General features: G+C 64.4%; 8 protein-coding genes. 1 reads left to right on the top strand and 7 read right to left on the bottom strand.

Annotation, left to right across the window (positions count from 1 at the left end):
- Positions 1 to 5 precede the first annotated feature (5 nt).
- From ACORQT_RS01390 to fes, 5 genes are all read right to left on the bottom strand, one after another.
- Complete coding sequence (locus tag ACORQT_RS01390; RefSeq protein ID WP_046688082.1) at positions 6 to 1,211, bottom strand: isochorismate synthase; 1,206 nt, start codon at positions 1,209 to 1,211, stop codon at positions 6 to 8.
- A 212-nt stretch (positions 1,212 to 1,423) separates the two neighbouring features.
- Complete coding sequence (gene entS, locus ACORQT_RS01385) at positions 1,424 to 2,692, bottom strand: enterobactin transporter EntS (RefSeq protein ID WP_042783486.1); 1,269 nt, start codon at positions 2,690 to 2,692, stop codon at positions 1,424 to 1,426.
- 176 nt (positions 2,693 to 2,868) lie between these two features.
- Positions 2,869 to 6,813 (bottom strand): enterobactin synthase subunit F, encoded by a 3,945-nt coding sequence (locus ACORQT_RS01380; protein ID WP_164057955.1) that lies wholly within the window; start codon positions 6,811 to 6,813, stop codon positions 2,869 to 2,871.
- Positions 6,814 to 6,845: 32 nt separating this feature from the next.
- The gene (locus ACORQT_RS01375; protein ID WP_033644173.1) at positions 6,846 to 7,052 is read right to left on the bottom strand and encodes an MbtH family protein; all 207 of its coding nucleotides are present in this window, start codon (positions 7,050 to 7,052) and stop codon (positions 6,846 to 6,848) included.
- Entirely contained in the window at positions 7,027 to 8,406 is a 1,380-nt protein-coding gene (fes, locus tag ACORQT_RS01370; protein ID WP_080273360.1) for an enterochelin esterase, read from the bottom strand. Before fes ends, ACORQT_RS01375 begins: the two co-directional genes overlap by 26 nt.
- Before the next feature lie 283 nt (positions 8,407 to 8,689).
- Between fes and ACORQT_RS01365 the strand changes: the two genes are divergently transcribed.
- On the top strand, positions 8,690 to 10,972 hold the full coding sequence (locus tag ACORQT_RS01365; RefSeq protein ID WP_047025052.1) for a TonB-dependent siderophore receptor: 2,283 nt from the start codon (positions 8,690 to 8,692) through the stop codon (positions 10,970 to 10,972).
- A 220-nt stretch (positions 10,973 to 11,192) separates the two neighbouring features.
- Here the strand turns inward: ACORQT_RS01365 and ACORQT_RS01360 are convergent, their stop codons facing one another.
- Both ACORQT_RS01360 and ACORQT_RS01355 read right to left on the bottom strand, forming a co-directional pair.
- On the bottom strand, positions 11,193 to 12,425 hold the full coding sequence (locus ACORQT_RS01360; RefSeq protein WP_444859304.1) for a YncE family protein: 1,233 nt from the start codon (positions 12,423 to 12,425) through the stop codon (positions 11,193 to 11,195).
- A 47-nt stretch (positions 12,426 to 12,472) separates the two neighbouring features.
- Positions 12,473 to 15,382 (bottom strand): condensation domain-containing protein, encoded by a 2,910-nt coding sequence (locus ACORQT_RS01355; protein WP_164057954.1) that lies wholly within the window; start codon positions 15,380 to 15,382, stop codon positions 12,473 to 12,475.
- Between the last annotated feature and the right edge of the window lie 47 nt (positions 15,383 to 15,429).

Genomic DNA, 15,429 nt, shown 5'->3' with positions numbered 1-15,429 from the left:
TGTCGTTATCCTTGATTCATACCAAAGGCACGCAGAATGGTGCTGAGTTTGGTACCTGTTTCATGCCATTCAGATTCGGGTGAAGAGTCTTCCACGATGCCGGCGCCGGCGAACAGCCGCACCCGGTTGCCGTCAACGGTGCCACAGCGGATAGTCACAACCCACTCGCCGTTGCCTTCATCGTCGCACCAGCCGACGATGCCGCCGAACAGGCCGCGATCGAACGGCTCCAGCTTGCCGATCAGGGCGTGCGCCTCGGCCGTCGGCATGCCGCACAGCGCCGGCGTCGGGTGCAACAGGCAGGCCAGCGACAGGGCGTTTTCGTCCGGAGACGCCGCCTCGCCGTCGATCGGCGTGGAGAGATGCCACAGCGTGGTGGTGGTCAGCAATTCAGGGGTGTGCGGCACGTTCAGGTAGCGGCAGCGGCCGGCCAGCACGTCGCGCATGCTTTCGGTGACGATGCGGTGCTCGTGGCGATCTTTCGCCGAGGCCATCAGCCGCTCCCCCACTTCGCGATCGCGCTGCGGATCGGCCTCGCGCCGGGCGGAACCGGCCAGCGGGTTGGAATAGAAACGGCCGCCGTCCTGGCGCAGCAGCAGCTCTGGGCTGGCGCCCAACAGCGCGCCCTGCTCCAGCGGCACATGGAAGTGGAAACCGTGCGGGTTCTGGGCGATCACGCGCGCCATCAGCGCATGGCGATCCACCGGCTGGCGCGTTTCGATCTCCAGCAGGCGCGACAAGACCACTTTATCCAGCTCACCGGCCTTCATCGCGGCAACGGCGTCGCTGACCATGTTCATGAACGTCTGCTGCGGCGGCAGCTCCGTCACCCCGGCCAGTTCAGGGCCGTTCGCCGAAGGCCGAACGCCGGCCATAAAGGCGGCGCGGTCGAACCAGCGGCTCTGCTGGGGAACAAACAGCGCCGAAGGCTGCCGGGTATCGAACGGGATGGCGCCGCACAGCAGCGGCTTTTTGATGCCGGCCTGACGGGCCTCGGCAAACGCCTGCCGCACGCGGCGCTGGAACTCGCCGTTCAGATCGGCGCCGTCCGCGGCCGGCAGGCGAATGCGGCTGAAACAACCGGTGGTGGTCAAGCTGCGGTAAGGGGAGGTAAAGAAGAAGCCCGACGCCGGAGAAAAATCAGCGGCGAACCGGTGTTCTTCGCGCTCCTGCATTTCCTTTCGATTGATGTCGTTCACGGCAGTAACCATCGCTTCGCCCTCAAGAATTTGAAGTGATAACCAATATAATAATGATTATCATTTGAGTTGATTCCGCGCTAAATTACTCGCCGATATTTGCTATGTCAATAAACGTAAGCACTTCTTTCATTTCGAAATCATGACATAAACGCTGTGGGTTTTACGCATGCCGATGATAAGCATTGCTATTTGATCCCACAGCGTCGCATTAACGCATCGAGTTACTTTTCACTGGCCGGCTGAGGCTCGTTCTGAGGCTCCGGTTTGTGCAGCGTAACCTGGCGCAAACCGGTCATGGCGAACAGCAACAGGATGCCGAGCAGCGCCGCGCCGAAGCCGAAACCGCTGGCGCTCATCGCCGGCAGCATAAAGGCGCCCATCGCCCCCAGCAGCAACGCGCCCAGCGCATCGCCCACCACGTTCTGCGCCGTCCACAGGCCGTTGATGCGGCCAAGGAAATTGTCCGGCGTCAGGCCCTGGATCAGGCCGTATTGCAGCAGCGAGTTCAGCGCGCTCAGGTAGCCGAACGCCACCAGGCACAGCAACGCCAGGCTGTACCACGGCATCAGGCCGAACAGGCCAATAGAGGCGAAAGCCGCGATCGCCGTCAGCAGCATCACCCAACCGGGGCGCGCCACGTGCGCCACGCGCCCGCTGGTGAACGCACCAATAGTCGCGCCGAGCGGCACGGCGGCGTACATATAACCGAGGTGGGCTGCGTCGATGCGCCAGCTTTCCGCCATCGCCGGGTACAGCACGCGCACCGCGCTGGCCATGGTCAGCAACGCGCCGATCAGCGCCACCATGCCGATCACCTTGTTCTGGAACAGGAAGGCGAAACCGCCCGCCAGCGCGCGCAGCGGATGTTCCCGCGGCTGCGGCGGCGGCATCAGCTGCGGCAGGCTCAGCAGCGGCAGCAACGTCAACAGGGTGCCGAACGCCGCCAGGCCGTAGTTCCAGGCGATGCCCATATGGGCGATCACCAGGCCGCCGATGGCCGGGGAAAGAATCGAGCCGAAGCGCACCGTCAGCATGCTGATGGCGCCCGCCTGCACGATGTTTTCGCGGCCCACCAGCGCCGGCGTGGCCGCCAGCAGCGCCGTCACCCCCACGGCGCCGAAGAAACCGTCCCACACCGCCAGCAGATAAATGGCCGCCAGCGAAGGTGACGGCAACAGGGCGTTGAGGCACAGGCCGACGAACCCGATGCCGCAAGTGGAGCGCGCGAACAGGATCAACCGGCGCCGCTCATAGCGATCGGCCAATACGCCGCCCATCAGCAGCCCGGCGAACATGCCGCCGCCGGCCAGCGTCACCGCCAACCCAACCTGCAGGGTGGAACCGGTCAGCGCCTGGATCTGCACCGGGATGGCGATCGCCATCAGCCCCAGCGCCACAATGGAGATGAAACGCGCGCAGAATACCGCGCGAAAGGCCCGGTGGGTTTTCAGCAGGCTAAAATCAAGCAGGATGGAGGGTTTGCTACTCATCGGTTGTTCACCACATCTTTAAACGGGGATTCTGCAGTTGCGGAGCGCTATGCTAGCACAGATAACGAAATCAATAATGATAATAGAAATCATTGATATTCAATTGTGAGCGGACGCAAGAAACGCCGCCAAACGCGGGGCAATCCCCGTGCCTGGCGGCGAGATGACGGGCGTTATTACAGCGTGCGCAAAATCCGGTTCAGCAGCGGCCCCAGCACTTTGAACGAGGCCGGCGAAACGATATCGACATGCGCGCAGTCGAGCTCGTGCGCCTGCAGCGCATCGACATACTGCGACCAGGTCTGCTGCACGTCCATCCCTGCCTGCAACGTGCGTTTGGCGACGAACAGCGTCGCCTGGCCGTGGAAGCGGGCGGTCCGCGTGTGCGACAGCAACCGCACCGAATCGGCGTAGTTGGCTTCGATGTTGTCGAACATCATGGTGCGCGTCTCGCCCAGCGCCGGATCGAGCGTATCCTGCGACACCGCCAGGAACTGTTCGCGCTCGCGCTGCACTTCCTTCAACACGTTGTCGTCCAGCATCACGTCCCAGTTTTGGGTCTCCGGCGGATAGGTATCCAGCAGGCCGAGGAACGCCACCTGCTCGCCGCGCGCCTGCAGCCGGGCGGCGATGCCCTGGGCCAGCGTGCCGCCCAGCGAGTAGCCGATGAAGTGGTACGGCCCGTGCGGCTGCACCTGCAGCACCGTCTGCAGGTGCGCCTCCACCACCTGGTCCATGTCTTCGCTCAGCGCCAGCGGGCCGTCCGGCCGCGGCGACTGAATGCCGACCAGCGACCAGTGCTGATCGAGATAGCGCGGCAATACGCTGAACTGCCAGGAGAAACCGGACGCCGGATGCAGACAGAACAGCGTCGGCCCCTCGGTGACGCGCAGCGGCAATACGCTGTCGAAGCCACTGCGATCGGCCTCTTCCTGCGTGCGATCTTCCGCCAGCAAGGCGGCCAGTTGCTCGACGCGCGACGCCACCATCACCTGGCCGACGGACACCGCCTTGCCCAGATCGCGGCGCAGCTCCGCCGCCAGACGCATCGCCAGCAGCGAATGGCCGCCCAGCGCGAAGAAATCGTCGTCGGCGAACACCTGCTCGCGCTGCAGCAGGCGGGCGAATACCGCGGCGATCTCGCTTTCCAACCCGGCCTGCGGCGGACGCCCTGCCTTGCGCTCACCGCCCTGCGGCTGCGGCAGAGCCTTGCGATCCAGCTTGCCGTTGGCGCTCAGCGGCAAATCGCGCATTTCCACCAACGCCACCGGCACCATGTGCGGCGGCAGACGGTCGGCCAGCGCCGCGCGCAGGGCTTCCGCATCCCAGCTCGCGCCAGGCTGCATCACCAGATAACCCACCAGCTGGCGCGCATCGCCGCCGGCGTCCACCGGCGTGCCCTGCAGCACCCGCGCGTGCGTCACCGCCTGGCGCACGCCCGGCAGCGACAGCAGGGCGTGGTCGATTTCACTCAGCTCGATACGCTGCCCGCGGATCTTCAGCTGATCGTCGCTGCGGCCCAAATATTCCACCGCGCCGTCCGGCAGCCAGCGCGCCACGTCGCCGGTGCGGTACATGCGCCCGCCCTCACCGAACGGATCGGCGACAAAGCGGCTGGCGGTCAGATCCGGCCGGCCAAGGTAGCCGTGCGCCAACTGGACGCCAGTCAGATACAGATCGCCCGCCACGCCCGGCGGCACCGGCCGCAGACGCGCGTCCAGAATGCGCAGCACGGTGTTCCACACCGGCAGGCCAATCGGCACGTTGGCGCCGGTCACCTTCGCCAGCGCCTCGCCGTAGGCCGGATGCCAGGTCACGTCCACCGCCGCTTCGGTCGGGCCGTAGAGGTTGTGCAACGGCACCGCCGTGCGGCTTTGCCACAGGCGGCACAGCTCCGCCGGCAGCGCTTCGCCGCTGCAGAACACCTGGCGCAGCGCGGCGCAGCTCGCCACCGCCACGTCGTCGTCCAGGGCGGCAACGAAAGCCGCCAGCATCGACGGTACGAAGTGCATCGTGGTAATGCGGTGTTGGGCGATCAGCTGTTGCAGCTGCTGCGGATCGCGGTGCGCCTCCGGCGGCGCCATCACCAGCCGGGCGCCGACCATCAATGGCCAGAAGAATTCCCACACCGAGACATCGAAACTGCACGGCGTTTTCTGCAGCACCGCGTCGTCCGCCCCCAGCGGATACTGGTGTTGCATCCACAGCAGGCGGTTGACGATCGCCTGATGGCCGACCAGCACGCCTTTCGGGCGCCCGGTGGAGCCGGAGGTAAAGATGATATAGGCCGCATGGTCCGGCGTCGGGCCCGCGATCGCCACCCCGGCGGCGTGATCGGCCGCCAGCGGCGCGTCATACAGCAACATGTCACCCTTGTCGGCGAAACGCGCCTGCTGCGCCGGGTGAGTGATGAGCAAGCGGGGCGCGGCGTCTTCCAGCATCATCGCCAGCCGCTCGTCCGGATAACCGGTGTCCAGCGGCAGGTAGGCGGCGCCCGCTTCGACGATCGCCATCAACGCCAGCGACAGGAACACCGACCGCGGCAGCGCCACCGCCACGATGTCGCCCGGCCGCACGCCCTGCGCCACCAGTTGGCGCGCCAGCGCCGTGACCTGCTCGCGCGTTTCGCGGTAGGTGAAGCTGAAATGCGCATCCGCTAACGCCGGCGCGTCCGGCGTGGCTTGCGCCTGCTGCGCCAGCAATTGGCTCAGCGTGGTCGCCGGCACCGGATGCGCCGTGTCGTTGACCCGCGCCAGCAGCGCGCGATCGTCGGCGGTCAGCATATCGGCCTCGCCGATCGGCAACGTTGCCTGCGCGGCGAACTGCGCCAGCAGCAGCGGCAACCGTTGCAGGTGCGCCTGCAGCTCCTGACAGCTGTAACGTTCGGCATTGGCCAGCAGCTCCACCTTCAATTGGTGGTGTTCATCGATAAACAGCGCAATCTCCAGATCGCGCACCGGCCCGGAGGCCAGATCGTGGGTAATGCCCTCGATGCCGGCGAAATCCAGCTGGTAATCGAACATTTTGAAGTTGAAGACCGTGCCGTACAGCGGTTCGCCGTCGCCGATGCGCCCCAGATCGCGCTGCACCTGTTCGGCGTCGTAGCGCTGATGGCGGCGCACCGTTTTCAGCTCGCGGCTGATGCGTGCGGCGGCCTCATACAGCGTGGCCTGCGGCTCGAGATGCATCTCCATCGGCAGCACATTGATCACCGGGCCGGCGGCGCACAAGGCGGCCGAGCCGGTACGGCGCATGAAGATAAAACCGGCGCTGAAGCTCGGTTGGCCGCTCAGGCGCGATACCCACAGCGCCACCAACGCCACCGCCATATCGGCGGCGTTCAGCTTCTGCTGCGCGCCACGCTGCACCAGTTCGGCGAAGGCCTGCGGATCGCAGCGCTGTTCCAGCCGGTGGATGCGCGGCGTGGGCGTTTGCCCGGCCAGCGGCTGCGGGCAGATCGTGGCCGGCGGCGGCAGCTGCCGCGCTTTTTCGCGCCAGAAATCGGCGTCGCGTTGCCAGGCCGGCGCCTGCCGGTAAGCCTGGTATTCCGCCACCACGTCGCTGAACGCCGTGAAAGGCGTTGGCTCCAGCGCGTCGCCGCGGCAAAGATGGGTATAAATCGCCGCCACGCGGCGAGCGATGGCGGTGAAGCTGAAACCGTCCACCAGCAGATGGTGATAACGCTGATACCAGAACCAGCGATCGTCCGCCAGGCGCATCACCACATGGCGATACAGCGGTGCGCCGCTGCCGGCGCGCAGATCGCTCGTCAGATCGATGTCCATCAGCGCGCGAGCGGCGGCTTCGGGATCCGGCGACGTCGTCAGATCGACCCGTTCCGGCTCGTGCACCGCCAGCGAGTCATCCAGCCATTGCACCGGCACGCCGTCGCGTTCCGCAAAACGCAGCCGCAGCATGTCCACCTCGCCGAGACCCTGAGTGATGGCCTGCAGCAGGGGCTCCACGGCGACGGGGCCGTTGAGTTCGATGGCATGCGCCACCGCGTAAGCATTGCGATGCGGAGAGATTTGATCGGCGACCCAAATGCCGGGTTGCGCCGCGACCAGCGGCCATTCGCCCGCAAGCGCCGGGCCGCTGAGAGAGTTAGGGGTGTGTGACACTGCTTATTGCTCCCGTGATTACCAGGCGCCGGTCACGCCTTGCGTGCTGCGACCGGCAGAATATCTTGCCAATGCTGTTCCAGCCACTCGGCGCACTCGGTGCGCGCCGCCGGGCCAAATACGATCGTCCAATCGGGTGGAATGGCGCGGAAATCCGGCCACAAACTGTATTGTTGTTGTACGTTGCGCAGCACCAGGCTGCGCTGCTGTTGATCATCGAACGGATTCAGGCTTTCCATCCTGCGTTCCTTGTGCCGCTGTCGTTACCGATGCCGGATAAGCGGTGGCGAAAGCGGAAGCCCACACCGCCTGCAGCCCGTCGGTCAGGCCGCTGCGCCAGCACAGCGCGTCGTGCCCGCCTTCCACCACCCGGTAGTGCACCCGATGGCCGGCTTCGCTCAGGCGCGCCGCCATTTGCCCGCTGACCTGATGCACCAGCTTTTCCTGCGTACCGGCTTCCATAAATACCTTCAGCGCGCCGTGGTTGCCCAGGCCGTGGCGTTCGACCTGTTGCATCAGCCAGCAGGCGTCGTCGGGAATGCTCGGCAGCTGCAGCATGTCGCGCCGCGGCCACCAATAGGAGCCGGACTGGGTGATCACCGCGCCGAAGCGCTGCGGCCAGCGCAGCCCGGCGTACAGAGAGGCCAGGCCGCCAAAGCTTTGCCCCGCCACCACCGTCTCGGCCGGATTGTCGCTGTGCGGCGCCCATTCGGCCAGTTGCGGCATCAGTTCTTCCTGCACCGCCAGCCAGAAATCGTCCTTGCAGGTCAGCTCACGCGCCCGGTGCGGCAGATCGATGATGTCGATCAGCACATACACCGCTTCCGGCAACGCCCCCTCGCGGGTCAGTTGCATCAACGGCGCCCAGACCGGCATTTGCTTCGCCCAGAACTGGCCGTCGAGCAGGATCGCGAGCGGGCGTTCGGCCGGCTTGCTGTCGCCGGTGGTGTAGATCCAGACATCGCGGCTGTTGCCCAGACGCTCGCTCTGCCAGGTATGGCGCTGCAAACGCGCCGGCAGCGGCGGCGTGCAGCGCCCGCTGGCGATCTCATACTCATCGAACGAGCGCCACACCGGCTGCGGCGGCGCATCCGGCATGTGCAGACCGGAAACGCTGTGGCCGCTGGCGCTTTGCCAGGAGCGATAGGGGTTGAGCAGATCGGGAGTGGCGCAGGCGAACACCTGGTGCCACCAGTGACGCAGGTTGTGCATGTTGGCGTGCGCGTCGTCGTCGCTGAACGCCGGCGGCCGCTCGTCAAAACAAGGAATAAAGCAGTAGCTGCCGCGCCAGGCGCCGTTCAGCTCGGTCTGCCAGTACCATACGTCGGTACCGGCCAAACGCAGCAGGCTTTGCGGCGGATTCGGCTGATGGTGGTCGGTCAGGCAGTTGATGTTGATCCACACCCGGCGGTAGGCGGAAGTCAATTCGCATCCCTGCGGATCGCGCCAGAAAAAGGTGGTTCGCCACCGGCCGTTACCCGCCGGTTCTACCCATGGCGTACCGCGTCGTGCCACCGTCAACCACCACCCTGGACTGCCCGCATTGCTGCTGGCCAATAATCTGCTGCTTTCTGACTCTAGTTCTGTATTCACAACGCCTACCCATTTTGTAGTTGGCGGCACCGGGAACGTCGACTTTTCCCTATCGCCGGCCACCGCCCGAACACACTGTAGGCCAAATACTATTGATAATAATTTGCATTTGCAATAGTGTGTAAGGCTTGGAGATCGTGCTGGTATTGCGCGCAACGGACAGTGATCGGGGATACATCAATGGCATCCCTTGCCGCAGCCGATTTTCTATTCCGACTACACAAAAACTACAACCGCCTTTCCCCCCGTTCGGCAAGGGATGGCAGCAAGGTAGGACACTCAAATGAAAAGCAAGCTATCACGTTATTCTTTGGCCACTCTTATCGGCTTGGGATTGGGCGCGTCCGCGTTCGCCAACGCCGCGCAGCAGACCGACACCCCCACCACGGAAGAAAACAGCGGCGCAGCGGATAAAAAGCCGCGCGGCGAAGACACCATCGTCGTGACCGCCGCCCGGCAGAACCTGCAGGCGCCGGGGGTATCCACCATCACCGCCGATGAGATCAAGAAACGCCCGCCGGCGCGCGACATCAGCGAGCTGATCCGCACCATGCCCGGGGTTAACCTGACCGGCAACTCCACCAGCGGCCAGCGCGGCAACAACCGCCAGATCGATATCCGCGGCATGGGCCCGGAAAACACCCTGATTCTGATCGACGGCAAACCGGCCTCCAGCCGCAACTCGGTGCGTCAGGGCTGGCGCGGCGAACGTGACTCACGCGGCGATACCGCCTGGGTGCCGCCGGAAATGATCGAACGCATCGAAGTGCTGCGCGGCCCGGCTGCGGCGCGCTATGGCAACGGCGCCGCAGGCGGCGTGGTCAACATCATCACCAAGAAGGCCGGCGATGCGCTGCACGGCTCGCTGAACGGCTACTTCAACGTGCCGCAGCACAAGCAGGAAGGCGCCACCAAGCGCACCGATTTCAGCCTGTCCGGGCCGCTGAGCGATTCCCTGAGCTTCCGCCTGTTCGGCGGCTACAGCAAAACGCAGGCCGACGCCTGGGACATTAACGAATCGCACAAATCCGAACGCGTCGGCGCCTACGCCAACAGCGTGCCCGCCGGGCGCGAAGGGGTGGTCGATAAAAACATCGACGCCTTGCTGCACTGGGATTTCGCCCATCTGCAGTCGCTGGAGTTCGAATACGCCTATGGCCGCCAGGGCAACCTGTACGCCGGCGATACCCAGAACACCAACACCAACGCCCTGGTACAGAGCAACTACGGCAAAGAGACCAACCGCATCTACCGTGAAACCTTCGGCCTGACCCACCGCGGCGCCTGGGACAACGGCGTGAGCACCAACAACTACGTGCAGTTCGAACGCACCCGCAACACCCGCCTGAACGAAGGCTTGGCCGGCGGCACCGAAGGCATCTTCGATACCAAGAACACCGGTTTCGGCACCACCAAGCTGGATGACTTCCTGGCGCACAGCGAAGTCAGCGTGCCGTTCGAGCTGGGCGTCGCGCAAACCGCTACGCTGGGTACCGAATGGAGCCAGCAACGGATGAAGGACGGCACCTCCACCAGCCAAACGCTGATGGGCGGCACCATTCCCGGCATGACGACCGGTACGCGCAGCCCTTACGCTTCCGCGCATATCTTCTCGCTGTTCGCCGAAGACAACATTGAACTGACCGACACCACCATGCTGACGCCGGGTCTGCGCTACGATCTGCATTCGGAATCCGGCAACAACTGGAGCCCGGCGCTGAACCTGTCGCAGGAACTGGGCGACTACTTCACGCTGAAGATGGGCATCGCCCGTTCCTACAAGGCGCCGACCCTGTTCCAGACCAACGGCAACTATCTGCTGTACAGCAAAGGCCAGGGATGCGCCGGTAGCGATACCAGAAACGGCTGCTACCTGCTCGGCAACGACGATCTGAAGGCGGAAACCAGCGTCAACAAAGAGATCGGGCTGGAGTTCCATAACGACGGCTGGCTGGCCGGCGTGACCTACTTCCGCAACGATTACCACAACAAGATTGAAGCGGGTAACTCCCGCATCGCCACCAGCAGCACCGGCACGGCGGTCTATCAGTGGGAAAACGTGCCGAAGGCGGTGGTGCAAGGGCTGGAAGGCTCGCTGAACGTGCCGGTCAGCGAGACCGTCACCTGGAGCAACAACGCCACCTACATGATCGAGAACAAGAACAAGACCACCGGCGATTACCTGTCGGTGATCCCGAAGTTCACCGTCAACTCGACCCTCAGCTGGCAGGCCACGCAGGATCTGTCGATGCAGTCCACCCTGACCTGGTACGGCCGTCAGAAGCCGAAGAAGTACAACTACCAGGGTAAACCGGCCACCGGCGGCGAAACCCGCGAGGTTAGCCCTTACGCCGTCGTCGGCGCCAGCGCGACCTATGATCTGACCAAAAACGTCAGCCTCACCGCCGGCATCGACAACCTGTTCGATAAACGCCAGTTCCGCGCCGGCAACGCGCAGAACGTCGGCGATCCGAACACCGGTGCGATCAACATCGCCGGTGCGGGCGCGGCCACCTACAACGAACCGGGCCGCACCTACTACATGAGCATCAACACCCACTTCTGATGACATGAACCAACGACAAAGGGGGGCTCAGCACCCCTTGAGGTAAATGACAAAGCGGATGACGTTGCCGGGCTTTCATTAGGCGACAGATAGAAAACAAGGAAAATCAATTCATTGATTTTCGGCTGATAACCACAAAGGAGGAAAAACCACGCTTTTTCCTCCTTTGTCAGCCACGATAAAGGGCGCCGCGGCGCCCTTTTTTTATCTTTCCATTCAGTTATTTGGTGTGTAGCTGAATGCGCACCACGCTTTCGGCTTTGCCGGCCTTGGTGGCAGCGCCGTCGTTTTTCACCGTTACGAACAGCGCATCGCCTTTCGGATCCAACGCCAGGCTGTTAGGGTGCGGCGGCAGGTCTACGGTTTGCAGGCGCTTGAGGGTCTTGGCGTCGAACACCGTCAGCGTCCCGGCGCCGTGATCCACGCGCACGCCCTTGCGGTTGGCGACATACAGCCGCTGGCTGCGCTCGTCGAGCAGCAGACCGATCGGCACTTCATCCGTCAGTTCGCTGGCCAGCACCTTGCCGCTGTCCGCATCCAGCGCAAACACCCGGTGGCCGCTGCTGCGCTTCACGTAGTCGCGCCCCAGATGATGGTTGCGGTAGTCGTCGCGGTCGATGCCCTGATCGACGCCCAACAGGCGGTTGCTCGCCGGGTCATACACCAGGTTCAGCAACTGATCGGCCTGCACCTCGTGCGTGACGGCGATCGCCAGCGTGTCGGCGTTCAGGGTGATCACCTGCCCCTGCATGTTGGAGACGAACACCCTGCGGCCCTTCTCATCCAGCGTGATGCCCACCGCGTTGTAACCGAAGCCCGGGATCACTTTCTCCAGCTTGCCGGCCTTGGTATCGACCACGTACAGCACGCTGTCGACGCCGAAGCCCAGCCCCGGCAGGAACAGGCGGCCGCTTTGCGCGTCATATTTAATCTCGCGGATGCGGTACAGGTAGTCCTCAGTGATCTTGAACTTCTTCAGCTCCGCCAGCAGGAAATCCAGGCGCTTGCCGCTGATGCCCGCCTGCTTGTAGGCCTGCTCCAGCACCGCTTTATCCAGCAGCTTGATGCTGCCTAGCGCATGGTTGGTGGTGGTGTCCACCACCCCGACTTCGCCGTTGAAGGCCTGCGTCAGGTACAAACGATTGCCCGCATCGTTCAGCGCCACGCCGAAGCCTTTCACCTTCAGCGGGATCTCCGCCTTGATCGCCAGGGTGTTGGGATCCAGCCGCAGCACGCGGGAGCGCGCTTCTTCCTTCCAGTCCGGCGCGCTGACGAACAGCGCCTGCTGCGAGGTGCTGTAGGCCATCTCCACCACCGCCGACGACAGCGCCTGGCGCTTGATGTCCTGCGGTTTGATGCCGGCATCGTCCGCCTGCGCGGCGCCGGCGACCACCAGAGAGGCCGCCGCCAGCAGCGACAGTAACGCGCGCGGGGTTGCTAGGGTTCCAGACATCCTTTTATCTCCTTGAAAATCATGCTTTCGGTTAGAGTGAAACAACGTCATGCCTGCGGCCCGGGCGGCAGCGCCGCCAGAGCGATATCGCCAGCGATGTGCTGCGCAAACTGGGTAAAGACGTGCTGAACGCCGTCGGCGATCAGAGTGGCCTGCTCCCTGCTGTAGTGATCCTGGCGATAGGTCATCATCACCCGCAGGGATTTCTTCCCGGCCAGATCGTCTTCCATCACCTCAAACTGCAGGCCGAGCAGCGATTCGGCTTTCTCCGGCTCCACCTGACGGTAGGCGATCGCACGGCCGTCCTGCAGCCGGAACTCGCCGTTCAGCTTGATGCGACTGTGGATCTGGATGAACACTTCGAACATGTGGTTTTTGCGGTCGGCATCCACGCCGAACAGCCCTTCTTCCACCAGGTCGATCGGAATGTCGGTGTACGGCAGCGAGCCATTGATGGTGTTTTTCACCTGACTGACCAACCCGGCCACCGTCAGCCCCTCGTCGAAGCGCACGCGGTGCACCACCACGGTGGTGAAATAGCCGACGGTATCGAAGAACTCGGCGTCGTTACGGCCGGAAGTCGAGGTGCCCACCAGCAGATCCGCCGGGCCGCCCAGCAGGCGCAGCGCCGAGGTAATCCCGGCATACACCACGTTGAACAGCGACGCGTTGTTGCGGCGGGCAAGCTGATACAAGCCTTCCGCCACGGCAGGATCGACCTCGAACTCCAGCCAGCCGCCGTTGACGTCCGCCGGCGCCGGCACCGCCGGGTGGGTGGACGGTTCTTGCCGGAAGATCGGCTGGCCGACCGGCGCGCCGCGCAGCGCATCGAGCCAGTAGTCCAGATGTTGCTGCTGCACCCCCGAGGCCCGCTGCTGCCGGGCGAAGGTATGGAACTGCGGCGGCTGCCCGCTCCACTGCGGCGCCTGGCCGACGACGCGATGGCGATAAGCGACGCCCAACTCGTCCATCATCAGGTTGAGCGACCATTCATCCAGCACCACATGGTGGAACAGCAGCGACAGCAGCTGTTGGCCGTTGTCCGCATCGCGCAGCAGCGTGGCGCGCAGCGGCAGCTCGGCGGCCAGATCGAACCGATGCTGGCCGGCGTCGGCCAACAGGGCGGCGGCATTACCCGCCGGCGTCTCGTGGGAGAAGCGGAACCACTGATAATCAGGCAGTTCTGCGGCTGGCACCACGACCTGCACCACCTCCCCCTGCTGCTCGACGAAGCGTGAACGCAGCACGGTATGGCGAGTCATGACGTCGATAAACGCCTGACGCAGCGCCGTTTCATCCACCGCATCGAAGAAACGCAGAGAGAACGGCAGGTTGAAGATCTCGTCATGACCAAAGGCTTCATACACCTTCCACAACGATTCCTGCGCCAACGACAGCGGCGCCTGCGCCCGATCATGATCGTCGGCGGTCGTCGGTGCGGCATTCGGCTGCGCGACGTTCAGGCGTTTGGCGTACCCCGCCAGCCCGCGCGCCGTCGGATGGCTGAACAGATCGTTAATGTTGATTTCGATCTGATGCAGGCTCAGCAAGCGGCCGATCACCCGAGTGGCGACCAGCGAATGGCCGCCGCGATCGAAGAAATCTTCATCCAGGGTCATTTCCGGCGCCGCCAGCGCCTCGCTGAACGCCTGCAAAATCAGTGATGCAATGCTTTCGTCCGCGTCGCCGTTCGCCACCGACGCGGCCATCGCCGGGGAAACGGCCTCAGCCGCCGGCAATGCGACGGCAATCCGCTGCCCAGCCAGGAACGCGCTGAACTGCTCCAGCAGGAAAGGCGCCGCGTGCGGAGACAGACGCGGATCGGTGACCAGCTCCAGCGTCAGCGTTTCCGCCTCGGGCGAGCTCAACAGCAGCGCCAGTTCAAACGGCGTATGCAGCGGCGGCAGCAACAGGCGTTCGGCGTGAACGCCTTCCAACCGCCACTCTGCAGCCAGATCGTCGCGCCAGGCCACCAGCAGCTGCGCCCGCTGCGGATCCGGCTGTTCAGCCACGGTCTGCGCCAGCAGCCGTTGCCCGGCATCGCCGTCGCCGTGACGTACGGTCAGGCGCATCAGCGGCGCTGCCGTCAGGCCCAGCTCCAGACCGACGCACTCCGCCGTTTCTGCCGCCGGCACGCACAGCTGCACCGCTTGCCCGCCGGCCTGCGCGGCGATGAACTCGGCAAAACGCGCCGCCACCGCCGCCAGCAACACCCGCGGCGCGTCATTGGCGGGCAACAGCGAGCGCGCAATGCGCGTGACCACGCGCCCACCCACCGGCGGCAACGCTTCAGCACGCTGCGCCGGGCTGCGGTAATCCTGCAGCGAGACCGCCTGGCGCGCCCAGGGCAGCTGTGGCTCCGGGATTTCCGGCGGCTCGAACGGCTCCGCCGCGAAAGGCAGAGGCATCGCATCTCCGTTATAGCGGGCGGCCAGCATCGCCGGCAGATGGCGCCACGGCAGCGTTTCCGCCAGGATGTCATGCAAGACCGCGCCCAACATCACGTCACCGCCCGGCGTGAGCAACAGCAAGAAGCGCAGCGGCGCTTCGCCTTCCAGTTCAAACGGCGCCGCCTGCGCCTGCAGCAGGCAATCCATGGCGTGTTGTTCATCCGCCACCTGACGCAGGCTCACCGGCAACGGCGCCGAATCGGCGGCGCGTTTAATCAGACCGTTTTCATCATCAAAAACGTAATGCACGTTCACGCCCGGCGTTTCCCGCACCAGCGCCTGCAGCGCCGCCGTCAGTTGGGCGATATCCACCTCTCCCGTCAGGCGCCAGGCCAGCGCCCGCTGCCCGCGTGCGTCACCCTGCTGCAGATGGGCAAACCATGCCCGTTCTTCGGCTTCGCTTACCGGCCGCTCGCCGTTCGCCGCCCCCGCGCCCAGCGCCTGAAACGCGCTCTCCAGCCGCTGGGCCTCTTCATCGCTCAGAATGCTGTCAAAATCACCGATCACTGCGTTATCTCCTTTGCCCGGCCGTGCCGGGATAGCGCATAAAACGG

Origin of the sequence: Serratia sp. (in: enterobacteria), assembly GCF_052400455.1 — a bacterium.
Classification (GTDB): Bacteria; Pseudomonadota; Gammaproteobacteria; order Enterobacterales; family Enterobacteriaceae; genus Serratia; species Serratia ureilytica.
Note: the sequence above shows the minus strand (reverse complement) of the source record. Positions and strands in the feature narration are given on the sequence as shown.